The organism is Variovorax paradoxus, assembly GCF_009498455.1.
GTDB classification, from domain to species: domain Bacteria; phylum Pseudomonadota; class Gammaproteobacteria; order Burkholderiales; family Burkholderiaceae_C; genus Variovorax; species Variovorax paradoxus_H.
The window spans coordinates 5,958,835-5,974,694 of the sequence record NZ_CP045644.1 but is presented as its reverse complement, the minus strand read 5'-3'; the positions used below and the strand labels follow the sequence as shown (position 1 = coordinate 5,974,694).

Sequence of the window (15,860 nt, the reverse complement as noted above, 5' to 3'; positions counted from 1 at the left end):
TCGATTTCCTGAAAGGAAATGTCTACAGTCGATCCAACGCCCTCAAGGAGCATCGACTTGACCCACGACACCCCCACGCTTTCCCGCCTCCCCACGTACTTCATCTCGCACGGCGGCGGCCCCTGGCCCTGGATGAAGAAGGAGATGGGCGCGACCTACGACCAGCTCGCCGCCTCGCTGGCCGACATGCCGCGCCAGATCGGCCGCACGCCGAGCGCCATCCTCATGGTTTCGGCGCACTGGGAGTCGCCCGTGTTCACGGTGCAGGGCAACCCGCGCCCGCCCATGATCTACGACTACGGCGGCTTCCCGGCCCACACCTACGAGGTGCGCTACGACTCTCCGGGCTCGCCCGAACTCGCACAGCGCGTGCAATCGCTGATCGCTGCCGCCGGCCTGCCGGCGCAGATCGACCCCGAGCGCGGCTACGACCACGGCATGTTCGCGCCGATGGCCGCGATCTACCCGAACGCCGACGTCCCGGTGGTGCAGCTGTCGCTGCGGCGCGGGCTCGACCCGGCCGAGCACCTGGCGCTGGGCCGCGCCATCGCGCCGCTGCGCGACGAGAACGTACTCATCGTCGGCAGCGGGTTGAGCTATCACAACCTGCGCAACTTCGGCCCGCAGGCGCACGGCGTGTCGAAGGCCTTCGGCGACTGGCTCGACGAAACCGCTGTGCAGGCCACGCCGCAAGCGCGCGTGCAGCGCCTGCAGGACTGGGCCTCGGCCCCGTCGGCGCGCATGGCGCATCCGCGCGAGGAGCACCTGATTCCGCTGATGGTCGCGGTCGGCGCGGCCGAAGGCGAGGCCGGCGAGCGCGTCTACCACGAGGACGCCTTCATGGGCGGGCTCGTGGTGTCGAGCTATCGTTTCGGCGCGGCTTGAGAACGGGGAGCGCGCGGCAGAATAAACCCATGCCCACGCCCGCTCTTCCCACCCCCACCGAATCCGCCGAAGCCCGGCGCCTGATCGCCCGCATCGAAGCCCTGTCCACCTCGCACGACCCGGTGCACGACGGCGTGCGCGTGCGCTGGCGCCGCTTCGGCACCGACACGACCCAACCGCCCATCGTGCTGCTGCACGGCGGCCACGGCAGCTGGATGCACTGGCTGCGCAATGCCGAGGCCTTGTCGGCCGAACGCACGCTGCTCCTGCCCGACATGCCGGGCTTTCACGACTCCGATGCGCTGCCGCGCGTGGCGCCCGGCGAAGACGCGCTGGTGCCGCTGCTGGCCGCGCTCGGCGGCACGCTCGATGCGCTCATCGGCGCCGGCACGCCCATCGACCTCGGCGGCTTCTCGTTCGGCGGACTCACCGCCGCGCGCTTCGCGGTGCGGCGCGGCGCCATCCGCCGGCTGGCGCTGGTGGGCAGCGGCGGCCACGGCACCTTGCGCCGCATGACGGTCGAGATGATCAACTGGCGCGCCGCCCCCGACCGCGAGACCGAGCGCGCCGCGCTCATGCACAACTTGGGCGCGCTGATGCTGCACGAGGCGGCCGCCATCGATCCGCTGGCCTTCGAGATCCACGACCTCTCGTGCCACGGCACGCGCTTTCGCAGCAAGGAGGTGTCGCTCTCGGGCGGGCTGCAGACCGCGATCGCCACGCTGGGCGTGCCGACGCTGCTGCTGTGGGGCGAGTTCGACGTCACCGCCGATCCGCGTCCGCTGGTGGCGCAACTGGCGAGCGAAGGACCGGACCGCGAAGGCGTGGTGATCGATGGCGCGGGGCACTGGGTGCAGTACGAGCGCGCCGACGCGGTCAACGCGCAGCTGCTGAAATTCTTCGGCTGATTTTCAGAGGCCCAAGGCGCCTGCATGCCGGCGCCAGAACGCCGCATCGGGGAACGTGCCCGCGCCTGCCGCGGCGTTGTCGGCCATGTGCGCGGCGCGGCTCGTGCCGGGAATCGTGCAGGTCACGGCCGGATGGCTCAGCACGAACTTCAGCAGCACCTGCGCCCAGCTGGTGCAGCCGATCTCGCCGGCCCAGGCGGGCAGCGGCTTGTCGCGCAGGCGCCGCAGCAAACCGCCGCCGCCGAAGGGCATGTTGACGATCACCGCCACGCCGCGCTCGGCCGCGAGCGGCAGCAGGCGCTGCTCGGCGTCGCGTGCGTCGAGCGAGTAGTTGATCTGCAGAAAGTCGAGCGTCTCGGCGCGCAGCACGGCCTCGACCTCGCCGTAGGCCGAGGCGGTGTAGTGCGTGATGCCAAGGTAGCGCACGCGGCCCTTGTCTTTCCAGCCGCGCAGCGTGGCCAGGTGCGTGCGCCAGTCGACGAGGTTGTGCACCTGCATCAGGTCGATCTGCTGCGTGCGCAGCCGCGCGAACGATTGCTCCATCTGCGCGATGCCGGCCTCGCGGCCCGAGGTCCAGACCTTGGTGGCGAGGAAGGGCCTGGTGCGTGGCTTCGCTGCGGCCAGCAGTTCGCCGGTGGTTTCCTCGGAGCGGCCGTACATCGGCGAGCTGTCGATCACCGTGCCGCCGGCAGCGAACAGCGCGTCGAGCACGCCGGGCAGGCGCTGGTACCCGTCGGTGCCGGGGCGCTGGTCGAAGCCGATCCAGGTGCCGCAGCCGACGACCGGCAGGGCTTCCTTCGTGGAGGGAATGGGGCGGGTGGTCATCTGCATCGCGGGCCTGCTCGGTTGCTGCTGGGCGAAGGAGGGGAGCGCGGCGCCCGCGCACAGGGCCGCGCCGAGCCGCAGCAGCTGCGCGCGTGTCAGGGCAAGAGGGCGGGGCTCGTTCGTGAGGGGCGTCGTCACGAACGAAATTCTGCGCCCGCGAGGCCCGCGGGCGGAAGGCCTCAGCGCAGGTAGCGCCCGTCGGCCTTGAGCATGGACAGCTCGGAGAAGGTCAGCCCGCGGTGCTCGCCGGGCCGGTACGACACGGCGATGCCGCCGATGTCGAGCGTCTTGAACGACTCCAGGCCCTTCTGCAGCGACTCGGGCGTGGGGTTGGCGCCCGCGCGCTTCAGGCCCTCGACCATGACCTTGGCCGTGACGTAGCCCTCCAGGCTCGCGTAGCTGAACTCGGTCGCGCCGATTTTCTTCATGGCCGCCTGGTACTCGGCGATGACGGGCATCGCGCTGTTCCACGGGTAGGGCACGACCTGCGAGATGACCACGCCGGCCGCGTCCTTCTTGATGTCCTGGAAGAGTTTTTGCCCGTTCAGGAAGGAGAACGAATAGAACGCCGTCTCGCCGCCGGCCGCGCGGTAGGCTGAGATGAACTTGGCCGCCACGTCGTTGGTGGCCGACAGCACCACGGCCTTGGGCTTGAGCCTGGCCAGCTCAGCGGCGCGTTCGGCCGCATCGGAACCGTCGTTCTTGATGGCCACGCTGCCGACCATCTTGTCGCCGCGTTCGGCAATGAACTTCTGCGTGCTCTCCATCGCCGAGCGCGCGCCGGGGTTGTCGTTGTGCGCGAAGGCGATGCGCGACAGGCCGATCGTGAAGAGGTGGTTCACGATGCGGCTGTATTCCTCGTCGAAGCTGATGCGCACCGGAAAGCCGTATTCGCTGAACTTCACCACCGGGCCCGCGCCCGTGTACGGGCCGACGACGGGAATCTTCAGCTCGTTGGCCGCCTTCAGCGCGCCGACCGCCGACGAGGTGCCGATGGGCATCAGCACGCCGACGGCGCCGTCGCGCGCGAAGGCCTTGACGTTCTCTGCGCCCTTGGCGGGGTCGTAGGCGTCGTCGAGCTGGCGCAGCTCGACCGGCCGGCCGTTGATGCCGCCGCTGGCGTTCAGCGCGGTGAACATGGCGCGAATGCCCACGAGCGGCTCGGTCGACAGCGACGCGAGCGGGCCGGTCTGCACGTAGGTCTGCCCGATCAGCAGCGGCTTGGCGGTCTGCGCCTGGGCGGCGGGGGCCACCGTGAAGACGAGGGCGGCGAGGGCCGAAGCCAGCAATTGAATCTTTTTGTGGATCATGGTCACAAATTGTTAACAAACAGATCTTAAGGCGCTGGCCTTCGCAGGTAAATCGTTCTCTGGTTGCGACCCGGGAAATACTGTATAAAAATACAGTTAACAGTTGCAATCATGGGCCTCCCTTTCCTCGACTCCTTTTCCACCGCCGCCGGCCGCGGCGTCTGGCATGCCGACGAACTCGGCCTGGCCGACGCGCAGGTCGTGGCGACCGGGCACACCGCGCTCGACGCCGAGCTGCCCGGCGGCGGCTGGCCTGTGGGGGCGATGACGGAGCTGTTGCAAAGCGCGCCCGAAGCGCATGTGTGGCGGCTGCTGCTGCCCGCGCTGGCGCAGGCGGTGCAGGCGCGCGGCGGGCCGGTGGTGCTGGTCGGCGCGCCTTATGAACCCTGCGGCGCTGCGCTCGCCGCGCAGGGCCTGCCGGTGGAAGCGCTGATGTGGGTCAAGAGCGACGCGCCCGCCGCGCGGCTCTGGGCCTGCGAGCAGGCGCTGCGTTGCGCCGAGGTCGCGGCCGTTGTCGCGTGGTTGCCGCAAGCCCGCGTGGGCGAGCTGCGGCGGCTGCAGCTCGCGGCCGCGCAGCACGAGGTGCTGCTCTTCGTGTGCCGGCCCGAAGCGGCGGCGCAGGGCGCGTCGCCTGCGCGGCTTCGCCTGCAGGTCGAAAGCTGCGAAGCCGATGCTTCGCAGATCGAACTTCACATCCTCAAGCGCCGCGGTCCGCCTCTGGCAGCGCCGGTGATGCTGCCGGCGCGCAACGAGCGCATGGCCGCGTTGCTGGCTGCCGCCCGGCTGCGCCGCAAGCTGCGGCTGCAACAGCAGGGCACCGTGCCTGCCGGCGAATCGGCAACGTCCGCGACCGTGGTGCGCATCGACGCGTGGAAAGGAGGCCCCCATGCACTGGATCGCATTGCGGTGGTCGCCTGAGGCCGACGCGGCCGACGCGCCCGACGCACCGCAGCTGCCCACGCCCGAGGCGCTGGGCTGGTGGGCGCTGGAATACACACCGCACGTGGCCTGGCAGGACGAAGCGCTCATGCTCGAAGTCTCGGCCTGCGAGCGTTTGTGGGGCGGCCGTCTGCAGCTGATGCGCCAGCTGGTCGCCGCCAATCCCGCGCCCGACGTGCGCATGCTCGGCGCGCAGGGCGCCACGAGCCTGATCGCGCTCGCGCGGCTGCGCCTGTTCGAGCGCAACGAGGACCGCCCCAAGGACATGCCGGCCGGCCTGCCTCTCGACACCTTGACCGCCGCCCGCCCGCACCTCGATCTGCTCGCGCGCCTGGGCTGCCGCACCTGGGGCGATGTGGCCGCCTTGCCGCGCGGCGGCCTCACGCGGCGCTTTGGCACCGAACTGCGCACAGCGCTCGACACGGCCTGGGGCCTGCGTCCCGAGGGCCACGACTGGCTCACGCTGCCCGATGTGTTCGAACAGAAGCTCGAACTGCCCGCGCTCGCCGAGACCGCGCCCGAACTCATGTGGTCGGCCAACCGTCTGCTCTCGGCGCTGCAGATCTGGCTGCGCGCCCGCCAGCGCGGTGCGCGTGCGCTCGAGCTGCAGTGGACGCTCGACCTCAAGCGCTTCAACGGCGTGAACCTTCCGCCGCACCAGCAGCTCGCCGTGCGCACCGCCGAGCCCACGCAGGACATGGCGCACCTGCGCCGCCTGCTGTCCGAAAAACTCGCGCTCACCACGCTCGCGGCGCCCGCGAACTGGCTCCAGCTGCGCACGCTCGAAACCGATCCGTGGGCCGGCGCCAGCACGAGCTTCCTGCCCGAAGACAACCGCAAGGGCGACAAGCTGCACGAGATGGTCGAGCGCCTGAGCGTGCGGCTCGGCGCGCACCAGGTGGTGGTGCCGGTCGCGCGGGCCGATCACCGCCCCGAGCGCAAGCAGGCATGGCAGCCCGCATTGCAGAAGGACAAGGCCGTGCCCGACAAGACGCGCAAGGAAGCGAAGGCCGCAGCCTCGCAGCCCGATGCGATCTATCCGCCGTGGCTGCTGCCCGAACCGCTCTTGCTCGAAATGGACGGCGAGCGCCCGTGCTATCGCGGCCCGCTGAGCAAGCTGATCGGGCCGCAGCGCGTCGAGGCCGGCTGGTGGGGCGGCAAGGAAGACGGCGGCCAGCCGGCGATGCGCGACTACTACGTGGCCGAAAGCCCCGAAGCCGGCCTGGTATGGATCTTTCGCGAACGGCCTTCGGCGCGGTTTTCTTCGGGCGAAGTGCGCTGGTATCTGCAGGGGTTCTATGCCTGACCTGAGCGCCAAGGAAGAGCGCAAGCGCCAGCCTGCCAAGGTGCATGCGCTGCCGGTGCCGTTGCGCAAGCACACCGTGGCGACGTTGCCGGACTATGCCGAGCTGCACTGCCTCACGAACTTCAGCTTCCAGCGCGGCGCGTCGACGCCGGAAGAAGTGGTCGAGCGCGCTTACCAGCTGGGGTATGCGGCGCTGGCGATCACCGACGAATGCTCGGTGGCCGGCATCGTGCGGGCCTACGTCTGCAGGCGCGACATGGAGCACACGCTCGACGAATACGAACGCGAGCATCCCGAGGAACCGCCGATTCCGCGCAACCTCGATTTCCGGCTTCTGTTCGGCAGCGAGTTCCGCTTCGAACGCTTCAAGCTCGTGGTGATCGCGAACGACACCGAGGGCTGGGGCAACCTCTGCGAGTTCATCACCGCCGCGCGCAACACCGAGCTGCCCAAGGGCGAGTACCGCGTGAGCTGGGAAGACAGCGACGTCGCTTCGCTGCAGAACTGTCAGGTGCTTTTCGTGCCGCATCGCGGGCCCGGCGGCGCGATGGACGTCGCCACGCTGCACGAAGACCTGCTGGCCGCCAAGGCGCTGTATGGCGACAACCTCTGGCTGGCCGTGGAAATGCTCAACGAGCTCGACGACGACCTCTGGTTCGTCACGTTGATGCAGGCGAGCGAGCAGACCGGCGTGCCGCTCGTGGCGGCCGGCGATGTGCACATGCATGCGCGCAGCCGCAAGCCATTGCACGACGTGCTGACCGCTGTGCGTGAAGGCAAGACCGTGGCCGAGTGCGGCTTTGCGCTGCAGTCGAATGCGGAGCGACATCTGCGGCAGCGGGTGCGGCTGGCCGAACTGTATCTGCCCGAGATGCTGGCGAACACGCTGGTGGTGGCGCAGCGGTGCAGCTTCGATCCGGCGGTGATCCGGGACAACTACAAGTACCCGCTGGAAATGCTGGGCAGCAACGAGACGGCGACGCAGACGCTGGCGCGCAAGACGTGGGCAGGGGCGCAGGAGCGATATCCAGGCGGCATTCCCGATGGCGTGCGTGCGCAGTTGCACAAAGAGCTGGACCTGATCCGCGAGCTTGAATACGAGATGTTCTTTCTCACCGTGGAGAACATCGTGAGCTTTGCGCGCTCGCAGAAAATTCTTTGCCAGGGGCGCGGGTCGTCGGCCAATTCCGTCGTCTGCTATTGCCTCGGGATCACCGCGATCTCCCCCGAAAAAAGCCACCTGCTGTTCGAGCGTTTCCTGAGTCGCCATCGCCATGAGCCGCCCGACATCGACGTCGATTTCGAACACCAGCGCCGCGAAGAAGTCATCCAGTACATCTACGAAAAATACGGCCGCGAGCGCGCCGCCATTGCCGCTGTCGTCATCTGCTATCGCTCGCGCAGCGCCTTGCGCGACGTGGGCAAGGCCATCGGCATCGACGAGCGACTGGTCGACGAATTCGCCAAGGACCACTACTGGTTCGACGATGCCGTGCTCGGCGAACAGTTGAATGCCGCGTGCGCACGCGTCGGCGTGAAGGAGGACGAATTCAAGCTCGTCCAGTGGATCGAGATGACGCAGCGGCTCAAGGGCTTTCCGCGCCACCTGAGCCAGCACGTCGGCGGTTTCGTGCTCACGCACACCAGGCTCACGCGGCTGGTGCCGGTCGAGAAGGCGTCGATGAAAGACCGCTCCGTCATCCAGTGGGAAAAAGACGACCTCGAAGCCATGGGCATGCTCAAGGTCGACGTGCTCGCGCTCGGCATGCTCAGCGCCATCCGCCGCGGGCTCGATCACATGAACCGCTGGCGGGGCTCGATGGTGCAGATGCACGACGTTCCCCACGACGACCCCAAAGTGTTCGACATGATCTGCGATGCCGACACCGTCGGCGTGTTCCAGATCGAGAGCCGTGCGCAGATGTCGATGCTGCCGCGCCTGAAGCCGCGCTGCTATGAAGACCTGGTGATCGAGGTGGCGATCGTGCGGCCCGGGCCCATCCAGGGCGGCATGGTGCATCCGTACCTCAAGCAGCGCGAGCGTGTGCGCAAGGGCTTGCCGATCCACTACGAGAAGGAACAGCTGAAAGAAGCACTCGGGCGCACGCTGGGCGTGCCGATCTTCCAGGAGCAGGTGATGCAGATCGCCATGATCGCGGCCAAGTTCAGCGCCGACGAAGCCGATCAATTGAGACGGGCCATGGCCGCATGGAAGCGCAAGGGCGGCCTCGAGAAATTCCACGCGAAGCTCGTGAAAGGCATGGTGGACAACGGCTACAAGGAGTCCTTCGCCGAAGCCATCTTCAAGCAGATCCTCGGCTTCGGCGACTACGGCTTTCCCGAGAGCCATGCCGCAAGCTTCGCGCTGCTGGTCACCGTGAGCAGCTGGCTCAAGAACCACGAGCCCGCCTGCTTCCTCGCCGCATTGCTCGACTCGCAACCGATGGGCTTCTACAGCCCCTCGCAGCTCGTGCAGGACGCGCGCCGCCATGGCGTCGAGGTGCGGCCGGTCGATGTCACCTGCAGCGAGATCGACACCACGCTCGAAGCCCGCGCCCCCGGTGCGCCGCGCATGCCGCCGGGCACCGACACGCGCTACGCCGAGCGCCTGGGCAACGAGAACCAGCCCGCCGTGCGGCTCGGCCTGAACCGGGTCTCGAGCCTCAGCGAAGCCGGCGCGCAGCGCCTGCTGAAAGCCCGCGCGCAAGCGCCCTTCACCAGCACCGAAGACCTGGCCCTGCGCGCCGAACTCGAAGGCAAGGACATGGCCGCGCTCGCCGCGGCCGATGCCTTGATGTCGCTCTCGGGCCATCGCCGCCAGCAGGTGTGGGACGCCACGGCGCAGCATCGCTCGTCGGCCCTGCTCAAGGGCGTGCCGATCCACGAGCAGGCCTTGCTGTTGCCGGCCGCGCCCGAGGGTGAGGAAATCGTCGGCGACTATGCGGCGCTGGGCCTCACGCTGCGCCGCCATCCGCTCGCGCTGCTGCGCCCGCGCCTGGCGCGCATGCAGCTCATGAGTGCGGAGGAACTGCGTGCGCAACCCACCGGCCGCACCGTGCGCGCCTGCGGCATCGTCAAGGGCCGGCAGCGGCCCGGCACCGCCCACGGCACCATCTTCGTCACGCTCGAAGACGAGACCGGCAACGTCAACGTGATCGTCTGGAGCCATGTCATCGAGGCCTGGCGCGAGCCCTTGCTGAAGTCGCACCTGCTCGCGGTGCAGGGCACCTGGCAGCGCGACGACGACAGCGGCGGCAAGGTGCAGCACCTGGTCGCCACCGGCTTCAAGGACCTGACGCCCCTCATGGGTCGGCTGGCGCAGAGCAACACCAGCCGCGACTTCCACTGACGCCGCCTGGTCCCGACGAACGACGAATGCAACCGATCGTTCCATGCCTCGCGTCGGCCCTTACTTTTCGCTAACCTGTTCCTGCCATGTCCGCACTTGCCGCATTCGCCCTTGCCGATGACGTCGTCGCCACGCCCATCGGTCCGCCGCCGCCCGCGCCCGATGTGCCGGTGCCCATGCCGCCACCGCCGCCGCCCGGGCTGCCGCCCGAGGGCGATCCGCCGCCGGCGCTGCCGCCCGTGACGGACCCCGGTTTTCCGCCGCCGGTGACAGAGCCGCCGCCCATGCAGACGGCGGTGCCCACGGTGCCGTTCGGCAAGCTGCACGCACGGCGCCTGCGCGAGATCTACCGTTCGGCCGGCTGGCCCTGCTGCGATCCCATCGAGGTCGAACTGCTCGCGGGCGGCTTCCTGGAACGCGTGCGCAGCGGCCTCGGCCACGAGACGCTGCGCGTGACCGACGCCGGCATTGCGCGCATCGCCACCACGCTCACCCTCAACCGCGCGGCGCTGACGCCGCACGAGGCGCTGGTGGAGCGCGTGGCGCGCGAGATGACGCGCGGCGGCCGCATCGCCTGGCGCGGCCTCGGCCTGCGCGCCCGCCTGCCGCCGCTCGAAGAGGGTGGCAAGCCGCGCTGGTGCATGGCGCGGCCCGATGTGTTTTCGATTCGCAACACCAGCGTCGAGGCCTATGCGCATCCCATCGTGCACGAGGTGAAGGTGAGCCGCGCCGACTTGCTGGGCGACCTGCGCAAGCCCGACAAACGCGCGGCCTACCTCGACCTGGGCGGCGAGTGCTGGTACGTGCTGGGCAATGACGCCAAGGGCCGCTGCATCGCGTCACCCGACGAAATTCCGACCGGGTGCGGCGTGATGGTGCTCGAGGGCGAACGCCTCGTGGTGGCGCGCGCTGCGGTGCATCGCGCCTTCGAGCGCATTCCTTTTTCGGTGTGGCTGGCGCTGGCCAAGGCGCAGCCCGTGGCGGGCTTCGAGGACGACGCGCAAGACCTGCTGATCTGACCCTGCCGGCGCTCGTCAGGTGATGGCGTCGTAGTCCCGGTGCGCGACGGCGACCACGTTGCCCGGCTCGAACTGGCTCGCCATCTGGCGCAACCCTTCCTCGCGGTCGTCGCGGCTGGCCTGCGCGTCGAACATCTGGTCGCAGAACTCCAGCAGGTCGCGCACGATGCGCTCGTGGCGGTAGTAGGCGAGGGCGAGCGCATCGACCGCCTCCTTCTTTCCGTAACCTTGGAAGAAGAGCGCTTCTTCGCGCGGCTGATTCCACACGCCGCCGACACCACCACCGATGAACATCAGGTCGCGCTCCTTCGGCGCGAGGATCAGCGTGTCCCAGTCGACGATGCACAGGCGGTCGCCGTCGCCCAGCAGCACGTTGCCCGCGTGCAGGTCTGAATGGCACAGCACCTGCGGCAGCGACTTCTCGAGCAGGATCGAGGCAAGCTGTTCGCTGCGGTAGATGAGCGAATCGATCTCCTCGTCGTGCGCGTCCCAGAAGGCGAGAAATCGCTTTACGAGATCGTCGCCCGCCACGCCGTTGACGAAGCGGCGCTGGTAGCCGCGCACGCCTTCCCGCCAATGGTGCGAATAGCTTTCGCGCGGCAGGGTGGCGAGCAGCGGTTCGGGCAGCGTGGTGCGGTGGATGGCGTTGAGCGCCGTGCCGAGTGCGGTCCATTGCCCATCGGTCGGCGTGCGCGTGAAACCGTCGGCGCCGTCGAAGAAGGGATAGAGCGCCCAGTCGAAGCCATGGACTTGCACGCTGAGTTGCTGCGTCAGCGTGGGCAGCGGCGCCATCACGGCGTCGATGCCTTGCGTGTGGTGCAGGAAGGCCGGCACATCGACCACGGCGGCATTGAAACCGCCGCGGCGCAGTTTCAGGAAATGCACGCGACCGTCCGGCGTCTCGATGCGGAACGCGGCCGAATCGATGTCGGCGCCCAGCGGCAGGAATTCGGCGCGTGCCGCTTGCAGGCCGTAGGTTTCGGCAAGGCACGCTTGAACGGCGTCGGGAGCGATATCGGGTGGTGTCAGCATGCGGCGGGCGTGGCGTGGGTTCGATGGGCGCCGAAAATTGTCTCACCCGATAAGGCCACGAAAGCCCGCCGGCCGTTGTCAGACGGCGTCTTCTTTGTCTTCTTCGTCGGCTTCGTAAGTGGCCAGCACCTTGTGCTCGACGGGATGCGAAGTGAAGGAGCGCACGAGCAGGAATCTCCTCACGCGCCACGGGATCGGCGGCAGGCGCATCGGGTAGGCCGCGCCCTCGGTGCGGCGGGCGATGGTGATGTGCGGTGTGAACGTCGGCGTTTCCGTGACGATGCCTGCCTTCTGGACCGCACGACCGATGTCCGCATGCAGGGTGCGCAAGGCGCCGTGCTCGGCGGGCTGCAGCACCGCGATGTCGTTGCGCCATGTGCGCGAGCTGTCGAGCACGAGGTTCATGGGGGGCACCCGAACCTGGGCGAGCGCTTCACGCAGGCGTTTCTCGACATCCTTGGGCTGGTCGCCGAAGCAGTGGAGCGTCAGGTGCAGTCGCGGGCTGCGCGGAAAGTAGTGGCCCTTCGGCCAGATCCATTCCTTGCGGTGCGCTTCGATCGCCGCTTGCACGTCGGGCTCGGGAAACAGCGCGATGAGAAGGTGGCGTTGCCTCTCGAAAGAGGGGGAATCCCAGTCGGGTTCGGGCTCGTTCGCAAACTCATCGCCACGGTTGAAGTCGTCCATTGCAGTTCTCCGGGGGAAGAAGGATGAAAAGGCGGTTCAGGGCTCCGGCGGCCACCAATGCGCGGCCGTCGTCCGGATGACGCGCGCCGCCTGAACGCGGATGTCATCCTGTTCGTTGCCGTCGTCGTGGCCGTGCTCGCGGGTGACGCGGAAGGGCCAAGTCGAAATCCGGCCCGTCTTGCCGGTGGTGCGTGGACGCGACTGCAACGGGTGCTGCCGCGAGGAGAAAAAAAGCACCTGCGCGGAGGGCGCAGGCGGGTTGGCGGTGGTCATGGCGTCGCCTCGAATGTTGTTCTTGGAGACGAGCCATTCTAGAGAAAAGACTGTATTTATGTACAGTAAATTTGCAGTCTTTTAACGATCGCTGCCCAGCAAGGCGTCGAGGTCGATGGCTGCGGCCATGGCCTTGTAGCCAGCATCGCCGGGATGCAGGTGGTCGCCCGAATCCATGGCGGTCTTCAGGCGGGCCGGCCGGGCCGGGTCGCGCAGCAGCGCATCGACATCGACCATCGCATCGAAGGCGCCGCTTTCGCGAATCCAGCGGTTCACGGTCTGGCGCACGGTGTCTTTTTCGGGTGAGTGGTGGCCGGCCAGCGGCGTGCCTTCGAGGGCGCGCTCGTTGGGCGGAATCGTTGCGCCGACGATGCGCACGTTGTGGGCATGGGCCATCTCGATCAGCTGGCGAAAGCCCTGGATCACTTCTTCGGCGCGCACCGCGAGTTCGTGCGGCGCAAAGGGGCCGCCGGGCCAGCCGATGTCGTTCGTGCCGAGCAGCACGACCATCGCGCGCACGCCGGGCTGCGCGAACACGTCGCGGCCTGCGCGTTCGAGCGCCGCGCGGCCCATGCCGTCCTTCAGCAACCGTCCGCCCGAGATGCCGGCGTTGAGCACGCCCACGCCGCGCGGCGCGAGCCGTTCGGCCAGCGCGTCGGGCCAGCGCGTGTGGGCGCCGGGTGTCGAACCGTTGCCATCGGTGATCGAGTCGCCCAGCGCGACGACGGTGACGGGCGCCTGGGGCGTCTCGACGATCAGGCCGCTCACGTAGACGCGCGTGCTCCATGAGGTGGCTGCGGCTGGCAATCGTGCAGCGGCGCTCAGGTCGCCGTCGGCGATGTACAGCGTCTGCCGCGCATCGAAGTGAAAGCCCGCGGGCTGGCTGGGCGTGGGCAGATAAAGCGACACGGCCACTTCGCTCAGCGCGGGCAGCGCCAGGTCGACCGGGTCGCTCACGAGGCGCGCACCGGGCGGCACCGTCACGTCGGTTCGGCCTCCGAAGCGCAGCACGCGCTCGGTGCCTTCGACGACCGCCGAGCCGCTCGCATGGCGGGCCACGCGGGCGGCGCCGATGTGCAGCGGCATGGTGCCGCCTTCGTTACTGATCACCACGCGCAGCCGCGTGCCGCCGATGCTCAGGCGCGCGACCTGGCGCAGCGTCTGCCGCTCGAAGCGGGCGGGAATGCCGAGGGGCAGCACGAAGCGCTCGTCCCACAGCGGCTGGGTCGCAGCCATCCAGCTGGGGCTCCAGTGCGTGGGCGCTGCCGTGGAAGCGGTGGCGGCAGCGGCGAAGGAGAGGGCGAGCGCGCCCTGGCGCAGGAGGGAAGTGAGTCGCGAAGCAGTCATGCGAAATGTCCTTGGGTGAAAGAAAGAAGCGTCGATGGACGAACTTTCTTCCATTCGAATCGCGAGGGATAGAAGGCAGAATGGCATGCATCGCATTCCCGATTCGAATGGCCACCCCATGGACACCCTTCGCGCACTCTCCGCCTTCGTGCACAGCGTCGAGCTCGGCAGTCTCTCGGGCGCGGCCCGCGCGCTCGACACCACGCAGCCCACCGTGAGCAAGCTGGTCGCGGGGCTGGAGCGCTCGCTGGGCGTGCGACTGCTGCGGCGCGCGGCCACGGGCCTGAGCCTCACGGAGGAGGGCCAGCGTTTTCATGAACGCGCGCGCCGCATGCTCGAGGACTACGGCGACGCCGTGGCCGATGCCCGCGCGCAGGTGCAACAACCGCGCGGCCTGCTGCGCCTGAGCGCGCCGGTCACGCTGGGACAGCGGCACCTCAACGCCATGGCGATCGAGTTCCTGCGGCTGTACCCCGACATCGAACTCGAGCTGGCGCTCGACGACCGCTTCGTCGATCCGCGCGAGGAGCGCATCGACGTCTCGCTGCGCGTGGGCGGTGCGCTGCCGCCCGACCTTGTCGCGCGCCACCTCGGCAGCTGGCCGCGCGTGCTCGTCGCCTCGCCTGCGTACGTGGCCGCACGCGGCAAGCCGCGCACGCCGAACGACCTGCTCGCGCACGACTACCTGCGCTATGCGGCGGGTGACGACGGCGTGCTGCTCACGGGCCCCGACGGCGCGGTGGCCGTGCCGGTGCGCAGCCGCTACCGCGTCAACAACGCCGTGGCGCTGCTCGACAGCGTGCTGGCGGGCGCGGGCGTGTCGCTGCAACCCACGTGGATGGTCGCGGACCTGCTTGCGCAAGGGAAATTGGTGCGCGTGCTCGCGCGGCACACCGGGCCGGCGCAGGAACTGCATCTGCTCTACGCGCCGCGCCGGCAGTTGCCGCTGCGGGTGCAGGTGCTGGTCGACTTTCTGGCGCAGCGCGTGGCGGCGTTGCCGGGTGCGGCGAAAGCGACGCGGCGCTAGGCCGCCTTGCGGGCTGGGCTCTTCGCGCTCTTCGCGCGCTTGGCCGCAGCGGGTTTGTGCGCGGTCTTGCGCGAGGCCGTCGTCTTGGTCGCACGTTTCTTCGCTGCAGGTGGCGTGCGCTTGCCGCTGCGCAGGCTGCGCGCGAGCAGCTCGGTGAGGTCGATGACCTCGGCGCCGCCCTCCGGCGCCTCTTCTTCCGGCTGCACCACCGTCTCCGTGTCACCCGCCTTGACTTTCTTCTCGACGATCTTCATCACGGCGTCCTTGAACTCGTTCTTGAATTCGTCGGGGTTCCACTCGCCCGACATGTCGTCCACGAGCTGTTCGGCCATCTTCATCTCGGCGGCCGACAGCTTGGCGGCCTTGATGCCGGCGGCCGGCAGGTCGAGCCCGTCGGCGTCCTTGACCTCGTCGCCCCAGCGCAGCAGGTTGAGCACCAGCACTTTGCCGAAGGGAATGAGCAGCGCCAGGTGCTGCTTGGTGGCAATGACCACCTTGGCCAGCCCGACCTTGCCGGTCTTCGCGAGCACTTCGCGCAGCAGCGCGTAGACCTTCTGGCCCTTGTTGATGGGCGCGAGGTAGTAGGGGCGTTCCAGGTACACGAAAGGAATTTCGCCGACGTCGAGAAAGCGCTGGATCTCGATGGTCTGCGTGGTGCGCGGATAGACGGCCTCGATCTCCTGGGGCGAGATCACGACGTACTTGCCGTCTTCGTACTCGAAGCCCTTGACGATCTGCTCGCGCGCGATCTCCTTGCCCGTGCGCTTGTTGATGCGCTTGTAGCCCACCGGGTCCATGCTGCGCTTGTCGAGCCAGTCGAAGTCGATGCCCTGTTCGCTGCTTGCGGTGTGCAGGCCCACGGGGATGTGGACCAGTCCGAAGGTGATGGCGCCTTTCCAGAGGGTTCTCGTGGCCATGGTGTGCTTCCTTCTTTCGTTGTCGTGTCGTGTCGTGGG

At 68.5% G+C, this 15,860-nt stretch carries 14 protein-coding genes; 7 read left to right on the top strand and 7 right to left on the bottom strand.

The window, feature by feature from the left end:
* The first annotated feature begins 57 nt into the window (after positions 1-57).
* Together GFK26_RS27615 and GFK26_RS27610 are read left to right on the top strand one after the other, a co-directional pair.
* Entirely contained in the window at positions 58-885 is an 828-nt protein-coding gene (locus GFK26_RS27615; RefSeq protein ID WP_153284767.1) for a DODA-type extradiol aromatic ring-opening family dioxygenase, read from the top strand.
* Positions 886-914: 29 nt separating this feature from the next.
* Positions 915-1,793: an alpha/beta fold hydrolase gene (locus GFK26_RS27610; RefSeq protein ID WP_153284766.1), complete on the top strand. Its 879-nt coding sequence runs from the start codon at positions 915-917 to the stop codon at positions 1,791-1,793.
* 3 nt (positions 1,794-1,796) lie between these two features.
* On the opposite strand, the gene GFK26_RS27605 is transcribed toward GFK26_RS27610, so the two are convergent.
* Together GFK26_RS27605 and GFK26_RS27600 are read right to left on the bottom strand one after the other, a co-directional pair.
* Positions 1,797-2,717 carry an aldo/keto reductase gene (locus tag GFK26_RS27605; RefSeq protein WP_194274154.1) on the bottom strand — a complete coding sequence of 307 codons (921 nt, stop codon included), beginning with the start codon at positions 2,715-2,717 and terminating at the stop codon, positions 1,797-1,799.
* An 80-nt stretch (positions 2,718-2,797) separates the two neighbouring features.
* Complete coding sequence (locus tag GFK26_RS27600; protein WP_153284765.1) at positions 2,798-3,928, bottom strand: ABC transporter substrate-binding protein; 1,131 nt, start codon at positions 3,926-3,928, stop codon at positions 2,798-2,800.
* A 111-nt stretch (positions 3,929-4,039) separates the two neighbouring features.
* Between GFK26_RS27600 and imuA the strand changes: the two genes are divergently transcribed.
* The 4 genes from imuA to GFK26_RS27580 all read left to right on the top strand — a co-directional run bounded on the left by imuA (position 4,040) and on the right by GFK26_RS27580 (position 10,541).
* The gene (imuA, locus tag GFK26_RS27595) at positions 4,040-4,846 is read left to right on the top strand and encodes a translesion DNA synthesis-associated protein ImuA (protein WP_153284764.1); all 807 of its coding nucleotides are present in this window, start codon (positions 4,040-4,042) and stop codon (positions 4,844-4,846) included.
* The gene (locus tag GFK26_RS27590) at positions 4,815-6,173 is read left to right on the top strand and encodes a Y-family DNA polymerase (RefSeq protein WP_153284763.1); all 1,359 of its coding nucleotides are present in this window, start codon (positions 4,815-4,817) and stop codon (positions 6,171-6,173) included. The genes imuA and GFK26_RS27590 overlap by 32 nt, the downstream gene beginning before the upstream one ends.
* The gene (locus GFK26_RS27585; protein WP_153284762.1) at positions 6,166-9,522 is read left to right on the top strand and encodes an error-prone DNA polymerase; all 3,357 of its coding nucleotides are present in this window, start codon (positions 6,166-6,168) and stop codon (positions 9,520-9,522) included. The genes GFK26_RS27590 and GFK26_RS27585 overlap by 8 nt, the downstream gene beginning before the upstream one ends.
* Before the next feature lie 86 nt (positions 9,523-9,608).
* Positions 9,609-10,541: a hypothetical protein gene (locus GFK26_RS27580; protein ID WP_153284761.1), complete on the top strand. Its 933-nt coding sequence runs from the start codon at positions 9,609-9,611 to the stop codon at positions 10,539-10,541.
* A gap of 15 nt (positions 10,542-10,556) precedes the next feature.
* Here GFK26_RS27580 and GFK26_RS27575 read toward each other — a convergent pair whose 3' ends face one another.
* The 4 genes from GFK26_RS27575 to GFK26_RS27560 form a co-directional block, all read right to left on the bottom strand.
* Positions 10,557-11,573 carry a phosphotransferase enzyme family protein gene (locus GFK26_RS27575; RefSeq protein WP_153284760.1) on the bottom strand — a complete coding sequence of 339 codons (1,017 nt, stop codon included), beginning with the start codon at positions 11,571-11,573 and terminating at the stop codon, positions 10,557-10,559.
* A gap of 78 nt (positions 11,574-11,651) precedes the next feature.
* A complete protein-coding gene (gene thpR / locus GFK26_RS27570; protein ID WP_153284759.1) occupies positions 11,652-12,257 on the bottom strand; it encodes an RNA 2',3'-cyclic phosphodiesterase in 606 nt (201 codons plus the stop codon).
* Between the two features lie 36 nt (positions 12,258-12,293).
* Positions 12,294-12,530: a hypothetical protein gene (locus GFK26_RS27565; RefSeq protein ID WP_153284758.1), complete on the bottom strand. Its 237-nt coding sequence runs from the start codon at positions 12,528-12,530 to the stop codon at positions 12,294-12,296.
* 81 nt (positions 12,531-12,611) lie between these two features.
* Positions 12,612-13,877: an SGNH/GDSL hydrolase family protein gene (locus GFK26_RS27560; RefSeq protein WP_153284757.1), complete on the bottom strand. Its 1,266-nt coding sequence runs from the start codon at positions 13,875-13,877 to the stop codon at positions 12,612-12,614.
* Between the two features lie 118 nt (positions 13,878-13,995).
* Here GFK26_RS27560 and GFK26_RS27555 point away from each other — a divergent pair, with 118 nt between their 5' ends.
* Positions 13,996-14,904, top strand: a complete 909-nt coding sequence (locus tag GFK26_RS27555) for a LysR family transcriptional regulator (protein ID WP_153284756.1) — start codon at positions 13,996-13,998, stop codon at positions 14,902-14,904.
* On the opposite strand, the gene GFK26_RS27550 is transcribed toward GFK26_RS27555, so the two are convergent.
* Positions 14,901-15,821, bottom strand: coding sequence for a Ku protein (locus tag GFK26_RS27550; protein WP_153284755.1), 921 nt, complete (start codon positions 15,819-15,821; stop codon positions 14,901-14,903). The two genes, GFK26_RS27555 and GFK26_RS27550, sit on opposite strands and share 4 nt — an antisense overlap.
* Positions 15,822-15,860 lie beyond the last annotated feature (39 nt).